General features: G+C 67.8%; 16 protein-coding genes and 1 pseudogene. 1 reads left to right on the top strand and 16 read right to left on the bottom strand.

What is annotated here, in order from left to right; genetic code table 11:
* Window positions 1-114 precede the first annotated feature (114 nt).
* The 15 genes and pseudogenes from NTX40_03490 to NTX40_03420 all read right to left on the bottom strand — a co-directional run bounded on the left by NTX40_03490 (window position 115) and on the right by NTX40_03420 (window position 18,617).
* Entirely contained in the window at window positions 115-2,154 is a 2,040-nt protein-coding gene (locus NTX40_03490) for a HEAT repeat domain-containing protein (GenBank protein ID MCX5648149.1), read from the bottom strand.
* Between the two features lie 14 nt (window positions 2,155-2,168).
* Window positions 2,169-3,023 (bottom strand): ThuA domain-containing protein, encoded by an 855-nt coding sequence (locus NTX40_03485; GenBank protein MCX5648148.1) that lies wholly within the window; start codon window positions 3,021-3,023, stop codon window positions 2,169-2,171.
* A 23-nt stretch (window positions 3,024-3,046) separates the two neighbouring features.
* The gene (locus NTX40_03480; protein MCX5648147.1) at window positions 3,047-4,285 is read right to left on the bottom strand and encodes a Gfo/Idh/MocA family oxidoreductase; all 1,239 of its coding nucleotides are present in this window, start codon (window positions 4,283-4,285) and stop codon (window positions 3,047-3,049) included.
* 222 nt (window positions 4,286-4,507) lie between these two features.
* Complete coding sequence (locus NTX40_03475) at window positions 4,508-5,821, bottom strand: Gfo/Idh/MocA family oxidoreductase (protein ID MCX5648146.1); 1,314 nt, start codon at window positions 5,819-5,821, stop codon at window positions 4,508-4,510.
* 14 nt (window positions 5,822-5,835) lie between these two features.
* A complete protein-coding gene (locus tag NTX40_03470; GenBank protein MCX5648145.1) occupies window positions 5,836-6,834 on the bottom strand; it encodes a ThuA domain-containing protein in 999 nt (332 codons plus the stop codon).
* Between the two features lies 1 nt (window position 6,835).
* Complete coding sequence (locus NTX40_03465) at window positions 6,836-7,903, bottom strand: uroporphyrinogen decarboxylase (GenBank protein MCX5648144.1); 1,068 nt, start codon at window positions 7,901-7,903, stop codon at window positions 6,836-6,838.
* Window positions 7,904-7,936: 33 nt separating this feature from the next.
* Complete coding sequence (locus NTX40_03460; protein ID MCX5648143.1) at window positions 7,937-8,989, bottom strand: Gfo/Idh/MocA family oxidoreductase; 1,053 nt, start codon at window positions 8,987-8,989, stop codon at window positions 7,937-7,939.
* A 206-nt stretch (window positions 8,990-9,195) separates the two neighbouring features.
* On the bottom strand, window positions 9,196-10,500 hold the full coding sequence (locus tag NTX40_03455) for a Gfo/Idh/MocA family oxidoreductase (GenBank protein ID MCX5648142.1): 1,305 nt from the start codon (window positions 10,498-10,500) through the stop codon (window positions 9,196-9,198).
* Between the two features lie 77 nt (window positions 10,501-10,577).
* Window positions 10,578-11,927, bottom strand: a complete 1,350-nt coding sequence (locus tag NTX40_03450) for a Gfo/Idh/MocA family oxidoreductase (protein MCX5648141.1) — start codon at window positions 11,925-11,927, stop codon at window positions 10,578-10,580.
* Between the two features lie 18 nt (window positions 11,928-11,945).
* A complete protein-coding gene (locus tag NTX40_03445) occupies window positions 11,946-13,235 on the bottom strand; it encodes a Gfo/Idh/MocA family oxidoreductase (protein ID MCX5648140.1) in 1,290 nt (429 codons plus the stop codon).
* An 18-nt stretch (window positions 13,236-13,253) separates the two neighbouring features.
* A complete protein-coding gene (locus NTX40_03440; GenBank protein MCX5648139.1) occupies window positions 13,254-14,741 on the bottom strand; it encodes a Gfo/Idh/MocA family oxidoreductase in 1,488 nt (495 codons plus the stop codon).
* Between the two features lie 137 nt (window positions 14,742-14,878).
* Complete coding sequence (locus NTX40_03435) at window positions 14,879-15,838, bottom strand: hypothetical protein (GenBank protein MCX5648138.1); 960 nt, start codon at window positions 15,836-15,838, stop codon at window positions 14,879-14,881.
* Window positions 15,839-15,850: 12 nt separating this feature from the next.
* Entirely contained in the window at window positions 15,851-17,116 is a 1,266-nt protein-coding gene (locus tag NTX40_03430) for an MFS transporter (protein MCX5648137.1), read from the bottom strand.
* Between the two features lie 67 nt (window positions 17,117-17,183).
* Window positions 17,184-17,366: pseudogene (locus NTX40_03425) on the bottom strand (gfo/Idh/MocA family oxidoreductase).
* Between the two features lie 39 nt (window positions 17,367-17,405).
* Window positions 17,406-18,617 (bottom strand): PmoA family protein, encoded by a 1,212-nt coding sequence (locus tag NTX40_03420; GenBank protein ID MCX5648136.1) that lies wholly within the window; start codon window positions 18,615-18,617, stop codon window positions 17,406-17,408.
* 222 nt (window positions 18,618-18,839) lie between these two features.
* On the opposite strand from NTX40_03420, the gene NTX40_03415 reads away from it, so the two are divergent.
* Window positions 18,840-19,262: an amino acid-binding protein gene (locus tag NTX40_03415; GenBank protein MCX5648135.1), complete on the top strand. Its 423-nt coding sequence runs from the start codon at window positions 18,840-18,842 to the stop codon at window positions 19,260-19,262.
* 229 nt (window positions 19,263-19,491) lie between these two features.
* Here NTX40_03415 and NTX40_03410 read toward each other — a convergent pair.
* A partial coding sequence (locus tag NTX40_03410; GenBank protein ID MCX5648134.1) for a PEP-CTERM sorting domain-containing protein occupies window positions 19,492-19,701 on the bottom strand: 210 nt, incomplete at its 5' end.

The raw sequence follows: 19,701 nt of genomic DNA, 5'->3' as shown, positions 1-19,701 counted from the left end.
TCAAACCCCGGCCGCAACGGCGAACGACGGTTTCGCCGGCGGCACCAATGCCGCGGGCGCGCCGACGGCCCCCGGCCGCCGAGCGCGCCCGCAGCGAAACCTCACGTCCCTTCGTCAGCCGCCGACCTTTTTCAGGATCTTCTCGGCCTCCTTGCGGACGTTGTCGTTCTTGCTCTGCTGGAGCACCTTCTGCATGGCTTTGAGCGTGAGGTCTTTCGCCGAGTCAGCCACCTTGCCGGCGATCTTGACCGCGGCCGCGCTCGCCTCTTCCGCCAGCGCCGCGTCGCCGAGGCACGGCACGACAAGCCGGAGCGATTCGACCGTCTGAACGTTGCTCAGCGCGCCCAGCACCAGTTTCTTGTCATCCGGGCGCTTCGCCAGTCCCATCGCTTCGGTGAGCATCTTCACCTTGGCGTCGTCCGTCGGCTGCTCACCGGCAATGCGCACATAGCCTTGAAGCGCCAGCACCTGGTGCTTTTCATTGGCGGCCGACTTCGCGAGCGCCAAGAGCGCCGGCGCCACCGACGCATCCGACCAGCCGGTAAGCACGCGGACGGCCTCGTCCTGGACGGACGCGTCCGCATCTTTCGTGGCGGCCTGGACCGCCCGAAGGGCTTGCGGCCCGCCCGCTCGCCCGAGCGCTCTCAGCAGCACCATCCGCGAAGCCACGTCGGCCCCCGTAAGACCCGCGACGAGGGGGACGGCGCATTTCTCGCGTCCGCGCCCGCATGCCGCCAGGAGCGCCTCCTCGGCCGCCTTGCGCTCCGCGTCGTCCTTGGCCGACTTCACGGAACCGACGAGCGCCGACACCTGGCCTTCGCCCGCGAGGGTCTTCGCCGATTCCAGCGCCGCCAGACGCACCCCGGCATCCGGATCCTTCGCGCACGCCATCACCGTCGCGACGGTTTCCACAGCGGAGCGCGCGCCGAGGCTCCGGACGAGCGCCGCCCGGGTTCCCGTGTCCGCTCCCTTGATGGCGGCCACGATCGCGGAGTTCACGTCGTTGCCTTTCAGGGAAGTGAGGCCTTCGGCCGCCGCCGTTTTTTCCGCGTCGGCACCCGCTGCGACCTTGCCGGCCAGAACCGTCACGTCGGCCGCACCGCCCAGGGCGCCCAGCGCCTTGAGGGAGGCCACGCGGACGCTTTCGTCGGCGCTCTTTATCGCGTCAAGGACCGCCGGCCGGGCCGCCGGGTCGCCGCGCCCTTCCAGCACCTTCAGGAGTGCCACCTGGCCCACGGGCGGCAGTTGGGGGAGCGCAGCGGCGAACGCCTTCGTCGCTTCCGGGCCCGGCGCTTCCTGCATCAGGCGGACCGCCATGCTCCGGAGCCCTTCGTCGTCACCCCCCAGGGCCTTGACGAGGCGCGGCGTCGATTCGGCCGGCTTCGCCATCACCATCCCCTGGAACGCCGCCATCCGCACGTGCCCCGGTTCCTTGTCGCTGTCGAGCGTCTCGTAGATTTTGGCGGCGGCATCAGCCTGGCCGCGCTTCAGCGCGCGGGCCGCCGCATTCAGGCAGGCATCGGCGACGACCGCCTGGAGAGGCGCGGGCGCTTTCGCTTTGAAACCCAAAAGGGCGACGGCCGCTTCGGGCGTTCCGATCCGCCCCAGCGCCGCTGCTGCGGCCGCCACGATCTGCGGGTCCGAATCCCCGAGGAGCGGCAGGAGGGCGCCAGCCGATTCCGCGTCCTCGCGCATGCCCAGCGAATTGACGACGCCGACCTTCTGCAGGCCGCTCACTTTCGGAAGCGCCTCCCGCATCGCCTTCCCTGCGGCCGGGTCCGTAATCCGCTCCAGCGCATAGCGGGCCATGTGCGACAGGTCCTTGTCGGGCAAGAGGGCCGCAAGCGCCGGCACGGACGCCGACGTGCCGATCAGAGAGAGTTGGCGGCAGGCGAAGTCCTTGGCGGCCCGCGTCGCCCCGGCGCCGAGCACGCCCGCCAGCCGCTTCTCCAGGCCGGCGCGCGCGGCCGCGTCGCCGTGCGTCGCGACGACCGCCTTTTCAATCAGGTCCAGGGGACCTCGGTCCTTGCCCCAGTCATACGAGAGCAATTCCTGAAAGGCCTTGTCGCCCTCGGCGGCCCGGGCCAACGGCGCGAAGCCGGCCATCCCAACCAGCACCAGCACGGCAGCGACAACAGCGGTGTTGCGACTCATCGGCGGTCTCCTTATCACCTGGTTTCCGAAGATCCCGTATGGCCGGTCCTTCCGGACGCGGCTTCGGTCGGCGCGGCGTCGTCGCGCCCGACGTTACGTTTGGCGGTCCAGCGGATGGCGCGGGCCACAGCCCGGCGAATCGGTTCGCTCGTGAAGGCCTGCGGCCCGTGGCCGATCACCATGCAGAAGACGCGCGCGTTCTTGTACGTCCGCACCCACGCGATTTGTTTCTCGCTCGCCGCGTTGTCGGTCGAAAGCAGCAGGTGGTTGTCCGGCGCGTACGTCTGGTTACGATACCCCTCGTCGCGAACCTCGAAGTCCGCGAGGCCTTTCGTAATCGGGTGTTCCGCATCCTCCACGTGGATCTTGAAATTGACGCCGTCCTTCCAGGCGCCCATCGGGTGCGTGACGCCGTCCACCACCGTTTCCTTCAGATAGTACCTGGTCCCGGCGATCTTCTCAAACTCGGGCCAGTCCAGAAAGACGGCAATCGCATGGTGCAAGACGACGAGGCCCATGCCGCGGTCCAGGAGGCCGAGGAAGTTCTGCCGACGCTTCTCCGAAATTTTCTGCGTCATGTTGTAGAGGACCACGACGTCGTAGGGCCAATCGGCGACGTCCTCGAAGAGTTCGCTGTCGTCCTTCTGGGGCTTGAACTCGCAGACGATGTCGGGGTGTCCCTCGAAAAGTTTCGGGAACGCCTTTTGGTCGAACCCGTGCCCGCCGGTGACGATGACCGCGCGGATCGGTTTGGTCGTCGTCTCGGCCGGGCCGGCGGCCTCGGAGCCGCGAAGACTGTTCCACGCCAGGCCCACGACGCCTGCCGCCACCGCCAGAAACACCACCCCTGCCAGTCGCTTGCCTGTCATGTGTTCCCCGTCCTTTCTCGGAGTTAAAGTCGCCAGGGCTCGCGCTTCGGGCGGTCGAGCCAATGGTTCGCCTCGTCGTCGCCGACGAAGAGTTCCTTCACCGGGTCCCACTTCAGCGGCCGGCCGAGCCAGTACGCGATGTTGCCGAGGTGGCAGACGGTGGCGGCGCGGTGCGCGCGTTCGACGTCCTGGAACGGCAGTTCGCGCGTCCGCACGCAGTGGAGGAAATCGCCGTAGATCCCGCCCCTGCCCTTGTAGCCGGGCATCGAGACGGCCCGTTCGGGCTGGCGGCCCGGGACCTCGCCGAGCGTCCCCTTGAACGTGATGTTAAATTTGGTCCCCGGCGCGTGGTACATGCGGATGCCGTTGGCGAAGACGTAAGTCAGGTACTGGTGGTCCTTCCCGTCGGGGGGGATGATCCCGACGGGCCCGGTCGTTTCCAGGTCCAGCGCAAAGAGCGCCCCGCCGAACTTGTGCCCGCCCCAATCGGTCATCATGCCGCCGGAGTAATCGCGCCAGGCGCGGAACCCCGTGCCCCCGCCGTACGCCGCCGAGCACCGGTCCCGATGGTACGGCGCCCACGGGGCTGGGCCCAGCCACATCTCCCAATCGAGTCCCGGCGGCACAGGCTCGCCCGGCAGGTTGCACGGCCGGGACGGACCGCCCACTTCCACGTACACTTCCTTGACCTCTCCGGCCGCCCCGCCGCGCACCGCCCGCGCGAGGCCCCCATAGTCCTCTAGCACGCGCTGGCTGCCGCCCGAGACGACCCGGGCGTAGCGGCGGGCGGCCTCGACCATCGCCCGGCCTTCCTTGACGGTGAGCGACAGGGGCTTCTCGCAATAGACGTCCTTGCCGTGGCGGCAGGCCCAGATCGTCGGGATGGCGTGCCAGTGGTCCGGCGTGCCGATGCAGACGGCGTCAATGTTGTCGCGGGTAACGATCTCGCGAAAATCATTGTACGCCGTACAGTCCGCGCTTCCGTACCGCTTGTCCACGGTGTCCTTGGCGCGCTGGCGGCGGTCCTCGAAGACGTCGCAGACGGCGACCATCTGGACCTCGGGCGAGCCGAGGAAGGCATTCATGTCGCCCATGCCCCGGCCGCCGACGCCGATGGCGCCCATGACGATCCGCTCGCCGGCGGCCGGGCGGCCTCCGGCCCCAAGGGCCGTGGACGTCAGAACGTATGGCGCCGCCACCGCCGCCGCAGCCGTCGTCCTCAAAAATTCCCGCCGCGTGCGACGAGTATCCGAAAGCGACATGCTGCCTCCTTTCGCATATCCCTTAAACATCCTCGGGCCCCGGCAGTTCCGGTCATTCTCACCGGGCCGACGCCCCGGCGGGCGCGGACCTCACCATGCTACCGGACCCGACCGGTTCCGCAAGAAAATTGTTGAAAAGGAGCGTTGAAGGGGTGTGCGGCAACGTTTTCCGGCGTTAGGCGGCGTGTCACGCCTCCGTCTCGTGCCATCGCTCCATCGCCTCTAAATCCGCCAGGGCTCGCGTTTCGGGCGGTCGAGCCAGCGGTTCGCTTCCGCATCGCCGACAATCTGTTCCTTGTCGGGATCCCACTTGATCTTGCGGCCGGTCAGCATCGCGATGTTGCCCAGGTGGCAGATTGTGGCCGACCGGTGCCCCACCTCCACGTTCGCCACAGGGTCCTGCCGGCTCCGGACGCACGCGATGAAATTCTCCTGGTGGTTTACGCTCTTAACCAGGTGAACCTCCTCGGGGCCGAGCCTTGCCTTCAGGAGCGATTTCGGCTCGGCGTCCATGGAGCCGCGGGTCACAAACACCCACCCCTCCGTTCCCTCGAACCGCACGCCGTTCGGGCCGTCGTCGATGATCATCCGGATGCCGTCGGCGTACCGGCACTCCACGCGGAACTTGCCGTGCACGTCCCACAGACCGTCCGACGGGAACTCGCCCCGCCCTTCGATCTCGATAGGGCCCGTCCGCTCGGTCCCCAGGCCCCACTGGGCGATGTCCACGTGATGCGCCCCCCAGCCGGTCATCATGCCGCCCGAATAGTCCGAGATCCGCAGCCAGCCCGGACGCCCGTACCCCTTCTGGGGATGCACCCTCTCGACCGTGTACGGCGCCCAGGGGGCCGGCCCAAGCCAGAAATCGTAGTCCAACCCCTCGGGCACCGGCATGACCGGCTGCACGGTTGTCCCCGGATCGGTCGGCAGGCCGACGCGGACCGTCTGGACCCTGCCGATGCGTCCGTTGCGCACCAGTTCGCACGCGAATCGGAACTGCGCGTCGGACCGCTGCTGCGACCCGACCTGGAGCACCCGGCCATAACGGCGCACCGCCTCCACCACCGCCTGGCCCTCCCGGATGGTCAGCGACAGAGGCTTCTCGACATACACGTCCTTGCCGTGCCGGCACGCCTCCAGCGTCGCGATTACGTGCCAGTGGTCCGGCGTGACGACAAGCACCGCGTCAATGTCGTCCCGCGCCACCAGGTCGCGAAAATCGCCGTACGCCGCACACCCCTTGTACTCCCCCTGCCGCAGTCGCGAGGCATAGTGTTTCTCGACCTCCTCCTTCGCCCGCGCAGCCCGGTTGGCGTCCACGTCGCAGACCGCGACGATCTGCGTCCGCCCAAGGAACCCGCGCAGGTCCTCCATTCCCATGCGGCCCACGCCGATGCAGCCCATGCCGACCCGGTTGCTCGCGGCCTCCTCGTCCGGCCCGCCCAGCGCGGAGGACGTCAGAACGTACGGTGCCGCCACCGCCGCCGCCGCAACCTTCAGAAATCCGCGCCGGGAAACGCCTCCCTGTCGTGCCATAAGCCGCCTCCGCTTCAATCCGATTCGCCACGCTCTTCGCTACGCCGTCCCAATTCTTTTTCCGCCGCGCCCGAGGTTTCTTTCGGCGTCGCGCTAGGCGTCGCGTCCGCCTCCAGGTCCCCCAGGGCAAACTGGATCCCCGCCAGAAGATGCCGAAGAATCGCCTCATCCCGGTAGACGTTCTCGTTATGCCCGAACGCCGTGTAGAACACCCGGCCCCCGCCGTATCGGCGGATCCAACTGATCGCGTAATCGTTGTCCGCGCGTCCTCCCTTTGCGCGCTTTGCCGGATCCATCTCGGACGTATCCAGGCTCAGGAGGATGCGGAGTTTCTCGCGCGAATACGGCTGGCGCTCGAACCAGTACGATTTTCGCGAGGGTTTGTCGGCAAAGACGTAGACCTCCTCTTCGATCCGGATGTCCTTGCCATGAAACATGGCGGTCAGCGGGCTGTTCGGGTCGTCAATTTTGATCGTGGCCACAAACTGGCCCCAGGCGTGGCTGTCGAACCGGGCGCCGAGCATTTCGCCGAACTCCGGCCACGCGTAGAAGCACGCTGCCGCCGCGTGGATAGCCGCCAGCCCTTTCCCTCCGCGCACAAAGTCCGCCAGGCTCTTGCGCAGCCGCTCGTCGCGCTCCCGCGCCCCTTTTTGCGCCTCGACCGGCAGTTTATCCAGATCCTTCGACAGGAAAAGTTCCCCTGTCGTATGGTTCAGGAACACGGCGTCGAACTGCGCTAGCCTGTCGGGCTCGAACAGGCCGATGTCCTCGCTGACGACCGTTTCATACGCCCCCGTCTCCCGTCCCATCCTCGTGATCGTCTCGGCCGCGAATGGGATCACCGCGTGCCGGGACCCCAGGCACAGGTTGAAAACCAGAAGCCGGCGCGCCTTGGCCGGCCGAGCGGCTGCGCTCTTCGGCACGAGCGGCCCGGCGCTGCCGGCCGGCTCCTCTGCCCACACCAGCCCGACGCCAAGGCCCACTATCGCGGCCACAATCAGCCATCGTCTCACGTCACCCTCCTCGCCTCGGCTCATCCGCCTTCCCGGGATCCCGCGCCTGCGCGGCCGCGATGAAGGCCTCGATGTTCTCGGTCGGCACGCCAGGGGGCACGCCCCCGCCGCACGACAGGACCAGCCGGCTCGTGTCCGAAAGGCCTTCGAGCGCCGCCGCCACGGCTGCGCGGACGTCGTCCGGCGTGCCAGCGGCCAGGACGTCGCGCGGCGGGATGTTGCCCACAAGGGCCACCTCCCCGCGCGTCCACTCCTTCATCTCGGCGAGCGAATGGTCGCACGAGAAATTAAAGAGGTTCACGCCGACCTCCGCGAGGTGCGGCGCGCAGACCCGCCCCGGTGCGTCGTTGTGGAAGAAGCGGACCTTCGCCTCGAACGCCCCGAACGCCTTCTCCAGACACGGCCCGGCGAACGCCCGGAAGTCGTCCTCGCCGACGAAGCCGACGATGTCGTCCAGCAGGAAGATGCCCTCGATCGTCTCGAACGTCGCGGCCTGGAGGCGGAGCCAGGCGACCAGGAAGTCCGTGACCTTCCCGAGCAGGGCGTGGACGCGGTCGGGCTCGATCTTCATGGCCACGAGGAACTCGGTATTGCCCATCAGGAACGCCGCGATGTTCATCGGCCCGCGCGCCACGGCAAAGCGAATGGCGTGGCCGGCCTCCTCGATAGTCGGGCGCGCATGCACCAGCCGCTTCAGCACCAGCGGCGGAAGGCCGTGCCGCGACGGGTCGGGCGTGGCGAGGTCCGCGATCTCGTCCGTGCCGCCAAGCACCGGCTCGGCGTAGGGGAACTCGTTCTCGTACCAGACGGGCCTGGCGCCGAAGGCCGACGGCTCGGTGCACATGCCGAACTCCGACCAGAACCCCGGCAGGAACATCGCCTCGGGGAACCGGTCGATGGCGCGGCAGTTGGCCTCCAGCCACAGGCGCTCGGACGTGAAGTAGTCCAGGATGCTCATCCCCGCCCAGTTCGGCAGCCAGGGGCTGTCGATGATGAAGCCGACCGGGAGCGGGTCCACGCGCCAGCCCCTCACGACCGCCAGCAGGGTGTCCCATTGGGCCCGGTTCACGGAGGCGCTCCTCGTGGCTCGCGCTCAGAAGGTTTAGAACGCCTCGATCTCCTGCGGGTAGCCGGTGAACCAGTCCTCGTCCGGGCTGGGGAACGACCAGCCCTGCTTGGTGCCGGTCTTCTCGACCACGTAGATATCGCGAAAGTTCTCCTCCACCGGGTTGTACGCCTGCATGGCGGTGTTCGGGTTGATGTTGCAGACGACGCGGTGGTTGTTGGCCGCCACCTCGAGCCAGTTGTGGATGCCGCCCAGGATAATGTCGGAGGCGAAGATGGTGGCGATGCACCCGTCGGCGAACTCGACGTGCATCATCGAGAAATCGTCGATGTCGTGGTAGTCGCAGCGGATGTGGCCCTCGTCGCGGAAGGTGGGCATCCGCGTCAGCGCGTGCGTGCGGGCCGTGACGGTCTTCGGCAGGATGGGGTTGCCGTTGCGGGCGCGTCCCTCGACACGCTTCAGGTACAGGGCGGCCGTCAGGGGATGGCACCCCTTGCCGATCATCACGCCGCCGCCGCTGTACTTCCAGAAGGCGTAGGTATGGGCGTGCGAGCCGCTGTGCGCTTCCTCGCCGTGAATCCACAGGACCTGGGCGCCGGTCTTCTCGAGGATCTCGCGCTCCTTCTGAATGGCTGGCGCGTAGACCCAGTTCTCGGCATAGAAGATGCGGCCGCGGCTCTTGGCCTCGGCGTCGAGCATGCGGCGGACGCTCGCCAGCGCCTCCGCGAGGGCCGTCTCCTTGGGGAACGTGTCGCCGTGGAACCCCTCCGACCCGTCCCCGCAGTACCCCGTCAGCGGTTTCTCGCAGATCACGTCCTTGCCGGCCTCCAGGGCAGCGACGGTGATCTCCTCGTGGAACGCCACCGGCGCGCAGACGTGGACGAGGTCGACGGCGTCGATGAGTTCCTCGCGCGTCTCGAAGCACCGGATGCCGCGCTTCTCGGCGTACTGGCGGGCCTGGTCGGCGTTGGCGGCGAAGACACCCACGACCTCGGCGTTGACGCCCGAGACCTTCCTGGCGGCCTCGTAGTGGAAGGTGGCCGAGAACCCCGCTCCGATGATTCCGCTACGGACCGTCTTCTTCGGCATGCGTCACCTCGCGTTCAGGGTTCCAGGAACACCGGCGGCAACGGCTTGGGACGATTCAAGCAGAAGAAGGGCGCCGTGTCAAATGCCCCACGGGCTCCGCCCTCGCTCCGGCCCGCCCCGCCGACCAAGCCAGCAGAATCGCCGCCACGCCCCGCAGAAAGTCGCGGCGCGTCACGCCTCCGTCTCGTGCCATCGCTCCATCGCCTCTAAATCCGCCACGGCTCGCGCATCGGCCGATCCATCCTGCGGGCGGCCTCGGCGTCGCCGACGAACTCCTCCTGGACGGGGTCCCACTTCAGTTTCCGGCGCAGGCGCATGGCGATGTCGCTCAACTGGCAGAGCGTGTCGGACCGGACCGCGACCTCGATCGGCGCCACCGGGTCCCGCCGCGACTTGATGCACTCCAGAAAATTCTGATGGTGATTGTTGCTGACGGGCAACCGGACCTCGTCCGGGCCGGCCGTCCGGCGCAGCAGCGACTTCGGCTCCGCATCCACCGTGCCGCCCAGGTGCCGCTCCTTCACAAACACCCAGCCGTCGGAGCCCTCGAAGCGGACGCCCAGCGGGTTCTGGTTACCGTCGGTGAAGTTCATCGTGACGCCATTAGCGAACCGCAGGTCCACGTTCCACGCCAGGGCGCAGTCGCACAGGCCGTCGCGGGGGAACTCGCCCGTGCCCTCGACCTCGACCGGGCCCGTGCGGTCCGTCCCGTTCCCCCAGGCGGCCATGTCGATCGTGTGGATGCCGCAGCCCGCGAGAAAGCCGAGCGCGTAGTCGCTGATGTGGAACCAGTGGCTGTTCGAGACGCGGTTGGCGGTGTATGGCGCCCACGGGGCCGGTCCCAGCCAAAGGTCGTAGTCCAGCCCGTCGGGCACCGGCATGGACGGGTAGTTGGGCGAGGAGCGGCTGAATCGCGTCCCGACCTTGATGGTGTGGACCTTGCCGATCCAGCCGTTCAGCACGATCTCGGCCGCCAGGCGCGTGCTCCCACTGGAGCGCTCCTGCGTGCCGAACTGGAACACCCGGCCGTAGCGGCGCACTGCGGCGCGGAGGGCTTTGCCCTGCTCGATGCTCAGGCCCAGCGGCTTCTCGCAGTACACATCCTTGCCCGCCCGCACGGCCTCCAGGGCGTGCAGGACGTGCCAGTGGTCCGGCGTGCCGATGCAGACGGCGTCAATGTCCGGCCGGGTCACAAGGTCGCGAAAATCATTGTAGGCCGTACAGTCCGCGCTTCCGTACCGCTTGTCGACGGTGCCCTTGGCGCGCTGGCGACGGTCCTCGAAGACGTCGCAGACGGCGACCATCTGGACCTCGGGCGACCCGAGGAACGTCCGCATGTTGTCGGTACCGCGGCCGCCGACGCCGATGGCGCCCATGACGATCCGCTCGCCGGCAGCCGGGCGGCCTGCCGCGCCGAGGGCCGACGCCGACAGGATGTACGGCGCGCCTAACGCAACGGCGGTTGCGCCCTTCAGGAGGTTGCGGCGGGTGATGGCACTTGTTTTCTGCATGCGTCTGCCCCTAATAACACGCGCCCCTCAGGATAGGTGGCTGACCAGGCTTCGCCTCGCCCCTCAGCCCTCGGCCCTCAAAAGTGCCACGGGGCCCGCGCCGGACGAAACACCGGCATCATCCGATTGGCCTGGTCGTCGTTAATGAACTTCTCTTGCACGAGGTCCCATTTCAGTTTGCGCCTCAGCAGGCAGGCCGTCAGGCACAGGTGGCAGAACGAGGCGGTTCGGTGCCCATCCTCGGCCGGGGCCATGGTGGGGCCGCGCGTCCGGACGGCATTGACCCAGTCGGCTCCGTGTCCCCGGCTGCGGCCCAGGTTGACCTCGCCGGCCCCGATGACCGATTTCAGGAGCCCCGGCGGGTCGGCCTCCAGCGCCCCGCCGTGGATGGCGACGAAGACCCAGCCCTCGGTGCCCTCGAACTTGATGCCGCGATGCGCCTTAGTGATGTTGCAGATGGCGTTGGTTGGCGCGTTGCCGCTGTCGACGATGATCTTCAAGCCGTTGGCGTACGTGAACTCGATGTGGTACTCGTACGGCACGTTCCAAAGCGGGTCCGTGAGGAATGTGCCGCGCCCCTCGATCTCCACTGGGCCGACCAGCAGCGGCCCCGCGCCGAGCAAGGCGATGTCGTTGACGTGGGCGCCGCGGTCGGTCAGTTCGCCGTCGGAGTAGTCCATGATCCAGCGGAAGTTTCCGTGGCACCGCCTGGAATGGTACGGCGCCCACGGGGCCGGACCCAGCCAGCGGTCATAGTCGAACCCCTCGGGGACCGGCTCGGGGCCCGTGGCGCCGGAACGCATGTTGCCCGTGGGCAGCCAGGTGCGGATGGTGTGGATCTTGCCGAGGCGTCCGTTGCGGACCAGTTCGCAGGCGTAACGGGTGGTGCCGGTGGATCGCTCCTGGCTGCCGGTCTGGAAGACGCGGCCGTAGCGCTTGATGGCGTCGGCGGCGGCGCGGCCGTCGCCGATGGTCGAGGCCATGGGCTTCTCGCAGTAAACATCCTTGCCGGCCCTGGCGGCCATGGTCGTCAGGAGGCCGTGCCAATGGTCGGGCGTGGCGATGACGACGCCGTCGATGTCGGGCCGGTCCAGGATCTCGCGGAAATCCTTGTAGTCCTTGCATCCGGCGTACGTGCCGGGGGCCTGCTGGCTGTAGGCATCGTCGACGCGTTTCTTGGCGCCCGCGCGGCGGTTGTCATCGACATCGCAGACGGCCAGAACCTGGACATCGCCGTTGCCCAGAAAGCCGCTCATGAGGCCGCCGCCTCGGCCGCCCACGCCGATATGGGCGATGCCGATGCGGTTGGAGGCCGACGGCCGGCCCGCGGCCCCAAGGGCCATGGACGTCAGAACGTATGGCGCCGCCACCGCCGCCGCGGCCCCTTTCAGAAAACCTCTCCGTGAAACGCCCGTCTTGCGCGCCATGCGTTTTTTCCTTTTCCGTCAGATTCGCCACGGCTCCCGTTTCGGGCGGTCGAGCCAGCGGGCGGCCTCGTCGTCGCCGAGGATTTTTTCCTTCTCGGGGTCCCACTTCAGCGGGCGTCCGAGTTTGACCGCCAAGTGGGCCAGGTGACAGATCGTCGTGGACCGGTGGCCCGCCTCGGGCGGCGCGACGGTTTCCCGGCGCGTCCGGACGCACTCGAAGAAGTTCCCGAAGTGGTCGTTGGATTCATAGAGGCGGATTTCGTCCGGGCCGAACTTCTCCTTCAGCAGCGACGGCGGGTCCGCCTCGATCTTCCCCCGGTTGACGAAGACCCACCCTTCAGTCCCCTCGAAGCGGTTCCCGTGCGGCTGTTCGTTGGCGGTGGTGTAGATGAGACGCACCCCGTTGGCGTACCGGCACTCGACGTGCCAAGTCTGGGCCGTGTCGTAGAGCCCGTCGCGCGCGAACTCGCCGCGGCCCTCGATCTCCACGGGACCGGTGTGGTCGGTCCCGTTACCCCACTGGGCGATGTCCACATCGTGGGACCCCCAGGCGGTGATCCAGCCGGCGCAATAGTCCTGGATATGGTACCAGCACTGGCCTCCGGCGCCGCCGATGCCGCCGAAGCAGCGGTCCTTCGTAAAGGGCGCCCAGGGCGCCGAGCCGAGCCACTGGTCGTAATCGAAGCCCTCCGGGACGGGCGCCGGCTGGGTGGAGCCGCCGCTCAGCCCCACCGGGTCGCCGACGCGCAGGGTGTGCACCTTGCCGAGCCGTCCGTTCAGCACCAGTTCACAGGCGTGCCGGTACCGGCGGTCCGAACGTTGCTGGGTCCCGTGCTGGAAGACGCGGTTGTAGCGCCGGACGGCCTCGACCATGGCGCGGCCCTCGGCCACGGAGTAGGCGAACGGCTTCTGGGAGAAGATGTCCTTGCCGGCCTTGGCTGCCTCGACCGTGATGAGGGCGTGCCAGTGGTCGGGGGTGGCGACCATAACGGCGTCAATGTCGTCGCGGGCCAGAAGGTCGCGGAAATCGTTGTACGCAGCGCAGCGGTGCTGCTTGGCCAACTGGTCGCAGCGGTCCTTGCGCACGTCGCAGACGGCGATGAGTTGAACGTCGCGCGTTCGGCCGGCGACGCCCACATGCCCGCCGCCCATGTCGCCGACGCCGATGCAGCCGACGCCGATCCGCTCGCTCGCCGGCGGCCGGCCGGCCGCCCCGAGGGCGCTGGACGTCAGAACGTACGGCGCCGCGACGACCGCCGCAGCCCCTTTCAGAAAATCTCTCCGTGAAACGCCCGTCCTGCGCGCCATGCGTTTTTTCCTTTTCCGTTAGATTCGCCACGGCTCCCGTTTCGGGCGGTCGAGCCAGCGGTTCGCCTCCTCGTCGCCGACGAAGAGTTCCTTCACCGGGTCGAACTTCAACGCGCGGCCGGTCCAGAAGGCGATGTTGGCGAGGTGGCACGTCGCGACGGTGCGGTGGGCGATCTCGATGTCGCGGAACGGCCGCTCACGCGTGCGGACGCAGTGGAGGAAGTCGCCTAATATCCCGCCGCGGCCCTTGTAGTGCGGGATGTCGATGCCGGGAGGCACCGCTCTCGGCTTGCCGCGCTCCGGCACCTCTCCCTTGGTGCCTCGGAACCCCAGGGGCCCGTCCCACGCGCCGCCGAGGTACATCCGGACGCCGTTGGCATACTTGTAGGTCAGGTTCTTGACCTCTTTCCCGTCCGGGGGGATGATCTCCACCGGCAGGCTCTTGTCATACAACTGGCTGGCAAAGAGCGCGCCGCCGATATGGTGGGCGCCCCAGTCGGTCATACCGCCGCCCGAGAAGTCCCGGCAGCCGCGCCAGTTGAACGGGTGGTAGTCCTTGTTGTACGGCCGCCACGGAGCCGGTCCGATCCACATATCCCAGTCCATGCCCTCGGGCACGGGCATCGCGGGCCGCGGCATCTCGCCGGACGGGCCGCCGATGTTGACCCATATCTCCTGGAGGTCGCCGGCGGCGCCGGACCGCATCATCCGGTGGTACCAGTTGTAGTCTTCCCAGACGCGCTGGCTGCCGCCCGAGAACACGCGGCCGTAGCGGCGGGCGGTCTCGACCATGATGCGGCCTTCGCGCACCGTCAGCGACTCGGGCTTCTCGCAGTAGATGTCCTTGCCGTTGCGCATGGCCTCGACCGTCACGACGGCGTGCCAGTGGTCGGGCGTAGCGCAGAAAACGGCATCGATGTCCTTGCGCGTGACGAGGTCGCGGAAATCGTTGTAGTCGTCGCAGCCCTTGAAGGTGCCGCTCGTCTTCTCCTGGGCGTAACGGATCTCGGCGCTCTGCTTGGCCCGCGAGCGGTAGGCGGAGTCCACGTCGCAGACGGCGACGACCTGGACCTCCGGGAAGCCCATGAATCCGCCCATGTCGCCCGAGCCCTGGCCGCCCACGCCGACAAAGCCCATGACGATCCGCTCGCTCGCCGGCGGCCGGCCGGCCGCCCCGAGGGCGCTGGACGTCAGAACGTACGGCGCCGCGACGACCGCTGCCGTCGTCCTCAGAAATTCCCGCCGCGTGCGACGAGCGCCCGACAGCGACATGCTGCCTCCTTTCGCATGTTCCTTAAACATCCGGGGAAGCCGGCGGTTTCGGTCATTCGTACCGGGCCGACGCGCCGGCGGACCTCCCGCCTCGTACCGCGCGACCCACTTGTAGCCGGTCTCTCGGCTGATGCCGAAGATGCGGCACAGTTCGGCCATCGCGTACCGCCCCGATTCCTGCTCCACCACGAACCGCGACCGTTCCTTCATGGGACAGGTTTCCTTCCACGGCATGGGCGATGCTCCTTTCGCCCACCCATCGGCAACCTGTCAACCATGTGCCCGGTTTGTACCGGCATCGGCCTTCGCAGCCGGCCGCAGTAGACCCCGGCGCGCCTCCGCAGGATGCTGCGCAGGGGTTCGGATAGGCTCTAAACAGGATCGACGTACTCCTTGAGCCGCAGCACGTTCTCGGGCGGAGTCTCGTACGGCAGGGCACCCGTGCCGATGCACGACTTCCTGACGGTTCGCGCCAGGGCCACCACGCGGTCGGCCTCGCGGCGGTTCTCGTCCCATGTCCCGCCGGCTACGATGCGGTGATCCATGTTCACGCGGACCATAACCTCCGGGTGCGCCCGCATCTTCGCCATGAAGGCCGGCTGATCGCTTTCCACGGGGCAGCACACGTAGCCGCAGCCCATCCCCAGGATGAACTCGAGAATGGGCACCGTGTTGCCGCCGATCACAAACGCCACCGGGTGGCCCACGATCTCGGCGAACTGGTCCAGCAGCGGCCGGACGGCGGGCACCTCAATCTCGCGGAATTGCCGGGGCGATAGCAGGGGCGGCGTGGCCGCCGACTCGAAGAAGGCGACGTCGACGCCCGCCTCGGCAATCGCCCGCACGAACGGCACCTGGCCCTGGGCCACGTGCGCGAGGGCGGCCCGGGCCCGGTCGGGCTTCGTCAGGCAGCCGACCAGCAACGTCTCGAAGCCAATGAGGTTGGCCGCGATGGAGAACGGCCCGCTGACGGGCATGCGGACGTCGGCCTCGGGGAACTCGCGCTTCAGCCGCGCGGCGGCCGCGATGGCCATGCCCAGCCGGCCCGCGCGCGGGTCGAAGGGCGGCAGCGCCGCCAGGGCGTCCAGGTCGTTGAACGGGTGCTGGCTGATGGCGGGGATGCCCGCCCCGTCGGGGCGCGGCACGACGGCGCCGTACGCCTCGGCCTCGAGGTTGTAGATGTCGATGCCGACGACGATCGGCCGGTGCTGGTACAGCCGGTACGCCGCGGCATGGCCCTCAAAGAGCAACCCGGCGTCGCGCGAGACCTCCCAAGGCGTCCGGTGGATCAGGATCGCCGCGTGCTCGTAAACGGATGGCGAGAACTGCATGAGCGCGTGTCCTTATTCCGGCAGCGGCTTGCCCTTGGTTTCGGGGCCGAACGGGATCACCGCCAGGCCCAGCAGAAACACGCTGGCGACGGTGAAGGCGGCGTAGCGGAACGGACTGTCAATGCTGCCCAGGGAACTGAGGAGCGTGAGGTGCAGGTCCGCGTACGCCGTGGTCAGGTACCCCAGCACAAAGGGAAACGTGGCGGCCAAGTACCGCGCCGTGTTGTAGCAGAAGCCGACGCCAGAGGCCCGCAGGCGCGACGGAAACAGTTCCGGGAAGTAGATGGAGTACCCCCCGAAAATCGTCAGCGTCCCCAGGCCCAGGATCGGGGCCATCCACCATATCTGGTTCGGCTGCGTCATAAAGCCGAACACGATGAAGACCGACACGATAGCCACCAGGAACATCAGGGCGAACGACGGGCGCCGGCCCAGGCGGGCCATCATGAGCGTGAAAAGGTATGTGCCGATCGCGGCAGCGCCGTTGAAGAGGATCATGGCCCAGCCGACGTAGCGGTCGCCCTCGCTCTTATCGGTCACGACCTCGCGCACGAGTTCCGGCAGCCAGAAGCCGATGCTCCACAGACCGACGACGCCCGCCAGGCCCAGAATAAATCCGACGATGAGGTTGCGCCGCCAGCGCGGGTCGCCGAAGAGTTCCTTCCAACTGCCGAGTTTCTGGCCCGCCTTGGCCTCGCCGCGGCGCTCGGCCTCCTTGATGCGGACCCACGCCTCGGGCTCCTTCAGACGGCGCATGACAAAAATGACCAGGACGGCCGGAAGGGCGCCTACCAGGAACAGCCATCGCCAGCCGTCCCAGCCGAACATTATGGCGCTGGGCTTCAGGTAGAGGCTGGTAGCCGCCGCCACCACGTTGCCGCAGGCCGCCAGCGACTGGAGGAACCCCAGGGCGTACGGCCGCGAGCGGGCGGGCAGGGTCTCGGCCACCAGCGAGACGGCGGCGGCGAACGTGCCGCCCACGCCCAGGCCCGTCAGGAACCGGTAAATCGAAAAATCGATCCACGATACCGAAAGGGAGGACAGCGCGGTGAAAAGGGAGTAGAAGAGGACGGACACCACCAGGGTCTTGGCGCGGCCCCACTTATCACCCAGGTAGCCGAAGAAGATGCCGCCGGTGGCCCACCCCAGGATCAGGATCATCGTCGCGACGCCGCCGTAGTACTTGATGATCTCCTTCGCTGTCCCCTCGGGCAGGAGTGCCGTGATCGCCGGCGTGCGGCTCAGCGTGAACAGTTGCTGGGCCATCGTGTCGAACAACCACCCGAACCAGCACACGAGCAGGACAAACCACTGGTAGCGCGAGAGGCCCCGGTACCAGGCCTGGGTAGAACGCCTCGATCTCCTGCGGGTAGCCGGTGAACCAGTCCTCGTCCGGGCTGGGGAACGACCAGCCCTGCTTGGTGCCGGTCTTCTCGACCACGTAGATATCGCGAAAGTTCTCCTCCACCGGGTTGTACGCCTGCATGACGGTGTTCGGGTTGATGTTGCAGACGACGCGGTGGTTGTTGGCCGCCACGCTCGTTTGCCGCACGCGAACCCCGAATTCCTACTTCGCCGCCTCCGCCGCCGGCCGATGCACCACCGACTCCCACTCCGCCGCCAACACCTCGCGCGAAGGCAGGTCGCCCGCCATCACCTGGAAGGCGTACCGCACCTCGAGCGTCTCCCCCTTCTTCACTTCCTTCTTGAAGAACGCCCCGAACCGGCCGTAGTCCCGGTACGCCGACCAGATCGTGCCCTTCGGATTGCCCGGATCGTTCATCTGAAGCACGCTGTATTTCTTCCCGCCGAGAACGTAACTCATTCCCACCCACGGCAAGTCGGTCTCCTTCTTCACGTCCGTGTCCTCTTTCGGGAACACGTACTTCGTCGCCGCCTTCTCCACCTCGTCCGCCGGCCGGTAATGAACGCCCGCGTGCTCCGGGTCGCCGTCCAGAACGATGTCGCACCGCGCGGCCTTGAGTTTCGACTGGAAAAGAATCGTCGCGATCGTCGCGCCGCCCGGCTGAAGCACCGTCATCGACCGCTCCTCGATGACGACGGGCTTGCCTTCACCGTCGTTCCAGTTGACGAGCGACGTCACGCGCGCCAGCACCGGCCCCGCCGACTGCTCCAGGAACTTCTGGTGCACCATGCGCACGCCCTTCATCTGCCACCAGTCGCCCACCTTGTTCCCGTCGTACTTCAGTTTCATCCACCCGATGAAGATCCCCCGGTGGTGCGTGTACAGGCCGCCGGGGCCTTTCGTCAGCAGCGTTCCATCGGGCGCCAGGACGTGCAGGTACGGCTTGTACGTCTCGCCGGCCCGTTTCTCCGTCGACGTGTCGCTGGCGTACATGTAGCGAGCGACCGGCCGGCCCGCAAACAGAACGTCCAGGTGGTCGCCCGCGGTGTCCGCAAACGAGAAGGCGTCCTTGGTCGGCGCCGGCCCGCGCGACACCCGCGCCGTCCATTCCTGCGCCGTGCCCGCCTCCGCTTTCGGCAGAATCCACCACAGTTCCGTCCCGCCGCCGGCCGCCGCAACGATCTGTCCCGGCACGGTTGTCCCGCCGCTCGCCATCTCGACGCGGAGCGCTCCCGCCTCCGCCCCGGCCAGGTCCGCCGGCAGCGCGACCTTCGCGCCCACCGGCACCTCCGTCCCCGCGGCCTGCGGCCGCACCACGAGGCGCATCTCGGCGCCCTCGGCCGCCGACCCCACCGCGCCCATCCATCCCGCCAACATCACAACCGCCGCTACACCCGCCAGGAACCGTTTCATGTTCGTCGCCTTTCCTTCCAAGGACGGGGCCATCATACCAACGGACCCCTGCCTGTCACGCCTTTTTCTTGGCGGCGAAAAAACCCCGGGGAAAAGACCCCGGGGGTCTTTTTCGCACATTCCACCCTCGCATTCGACACCCCCTTCGGGTATCCTATAGACAGGCCCGCCCGGATTGCCGGGCGACCAAGTCCGGAACGTCCCGTTTAAGGAGGTCGCGCCATGGCTCTGAAGGTCACGCAAACGGAAGTCTGGGCCGCGAGCATTCAGGACAAGCCCGGCGGTCTGGCCGAAAAACTCGAGGCCCTTGCCAAGGCCGGCGCCGCCCTCGACTTCGTCATCGCTCGCCGCTCGCCCGACAAGCCCGGCACGGGCGTCCTCTTCGTCGCCCCCTTGAAGGGCGACAAGGCCGTCCAGGCCGCCAAGGCCGCCGGCTTCACCAGGACCGACAGCCTCCACTCCGTCCGCCTCGAGGGGCCCGACCAGGCAGGCCTCGGCGCGCGCCTGACCCGCAAACTCGCCGACGCCGGCATCAACCTGCGCGGCCTGTCGGCCGCCGCCATCGGCGACCGCTTCGTCTGCTATCTGGCGCTCGATTCCGCCGGCGACGCCGCCAAGGCCGCCGACCTCCTGAAAAACTTCTGACACCCGGCGCGCAAGAAAGCGGGCGCGGGGGTTCAAAGCCCGCGCCCGCCGACCGTTCGCTTTTTGGCCTTGCCGCTTGCTTGCCACGCCGTAGTCCCGATTCATCGGGACGAAGGTGGGCGGCTTAGCCGTCCGTTACCGTCTCCGCCGACGCAGGAACATGGCAATGCCGCCTATCCCCAGAAGCGCAACCGTCGCGGGCCTGCCCGCCGTAGCCCCGTGCCCGGCTCTATCGCCTCCGCCGCCGGCGCAGGAGCATCGGGACGGCAACCCCCGCCAAGAACAGGAAGGCAGAGTCGGGCTCCGGCACCATCTGCCACCCCAGGCCGTAGTCCCACAGGAAGTTGCCCTGCCCGCTCCCACGCACCACGTCCAGCCGGTAACTGTGCCCGTCCAGGAGGTTGAACCAGATATTCTCCGTGTTGTCGAGGGTGCTGGC

This window comes from Planctomycetota bacterium (assembly GCA_026387035.1).
Classification (GTDB): Bacteria; Planctomycetota; Phycisphaerae; order FEN-1346; family FEN-1346; genus JAPLMM01.
Note: the sequence above shows the minus strand (reverse complement) of the source record. Positions and strands in the feature narration are given on the sequence as shown.

What these genes read in the sequence shown, in the direction of transcription:
- NTX40_03455 (MCX5648142.1), bottom strand. Translation starts at nt 10,500, where the DNA reads ATGCAGAAAACAAGTGCCATCACCCGCCGCAACCTCCTGAAGGGCGCA.
- NTX40_03440 (MCX5648139.1), bottom strand. Translation starts at nt 14,741, where the DNA reads ATGCCGTGGAAGGAAACCTGTCCCATGAAGGAACGGTCGCGGTTCGTG.
- NTX40_03420 (MCX5648136.1), bottom strand. Translation starts at nt 18,617, where the DNA reads ATGAAACGGTTCCTGGCGGGTGTAGCGGCGGTTGTGATGTTGGCGGGA.
- NTX40_03450 (MCX5648141.1), bottom strand. Translation starts at nt 11,927, where the DNA reads ATGGCGCGCAAGACGGGCGTTTCACGGAGAGGTTTTCTGAAAGGGGCC.
- NTX40_03490 (MCX5648149.1), bottom strand. Translation starts at nt 2,154, where the DNA reads ATGAGTCGCAACACCGCTGTTGTCGCTGCCGTGCTGGTGCTGGTTGGG.
- NTX40_03435 (MCX5648138.1), bottom strand. Translation starts at nt 15,838, where the DNA reads ATGCAGTTCTCGCCATCCGTTTACGAGCACGCGGCGATCCTGATCCAC.
- NTX40_03460 (MCX5648143.1), bottom strand. Translation starts at nt 8,989, where the DNA reads ATGCCGAAGAAGACGGTCCGTAGCGGAATCATCGGAGCGGGGTTCTCG.
- NTX40_03480 (MCX5648147.1), bottom strand. Translation starts at nt 4,285, where the DNA reads ATGTCGCTTTCGGATACTCGTCGCACGCGGCGGGAATTTTTGAGGACG.
- NTX40_03415 (MCX5648135.1), top strand. Translation starts at nt 18,840, where the DNA reads ATGGCTCTGAAGGTCACGCAAACGGAAGTCTGGGCCGCGAGCATTCAG.
- NTX40_03485 (MCX5648148.1), bottom strand. Translation starts at nt 3,023, where the DNA reads ATGACAGGCAAGCGACTGGCAGGGGTGGTGTTTCTGGCGGTGGCGGCA.
- NTX40_03475 (MCX5648146.1), bottom strand. Translation starts at nt 5,821, where the DNA reads ATGGCACGACAGGGAGGCGTTTCCCGGCGCGGATTTCTGAAGGTTGCG.
- NTX40_03445 (MCX5648140.1), bottom strand. Translation starts at nt 13,235, where the DNA reads ATGGCGCGCAGGACGGGCGTTTCACGGAGAGATTTTCTGAAAGGGGCT.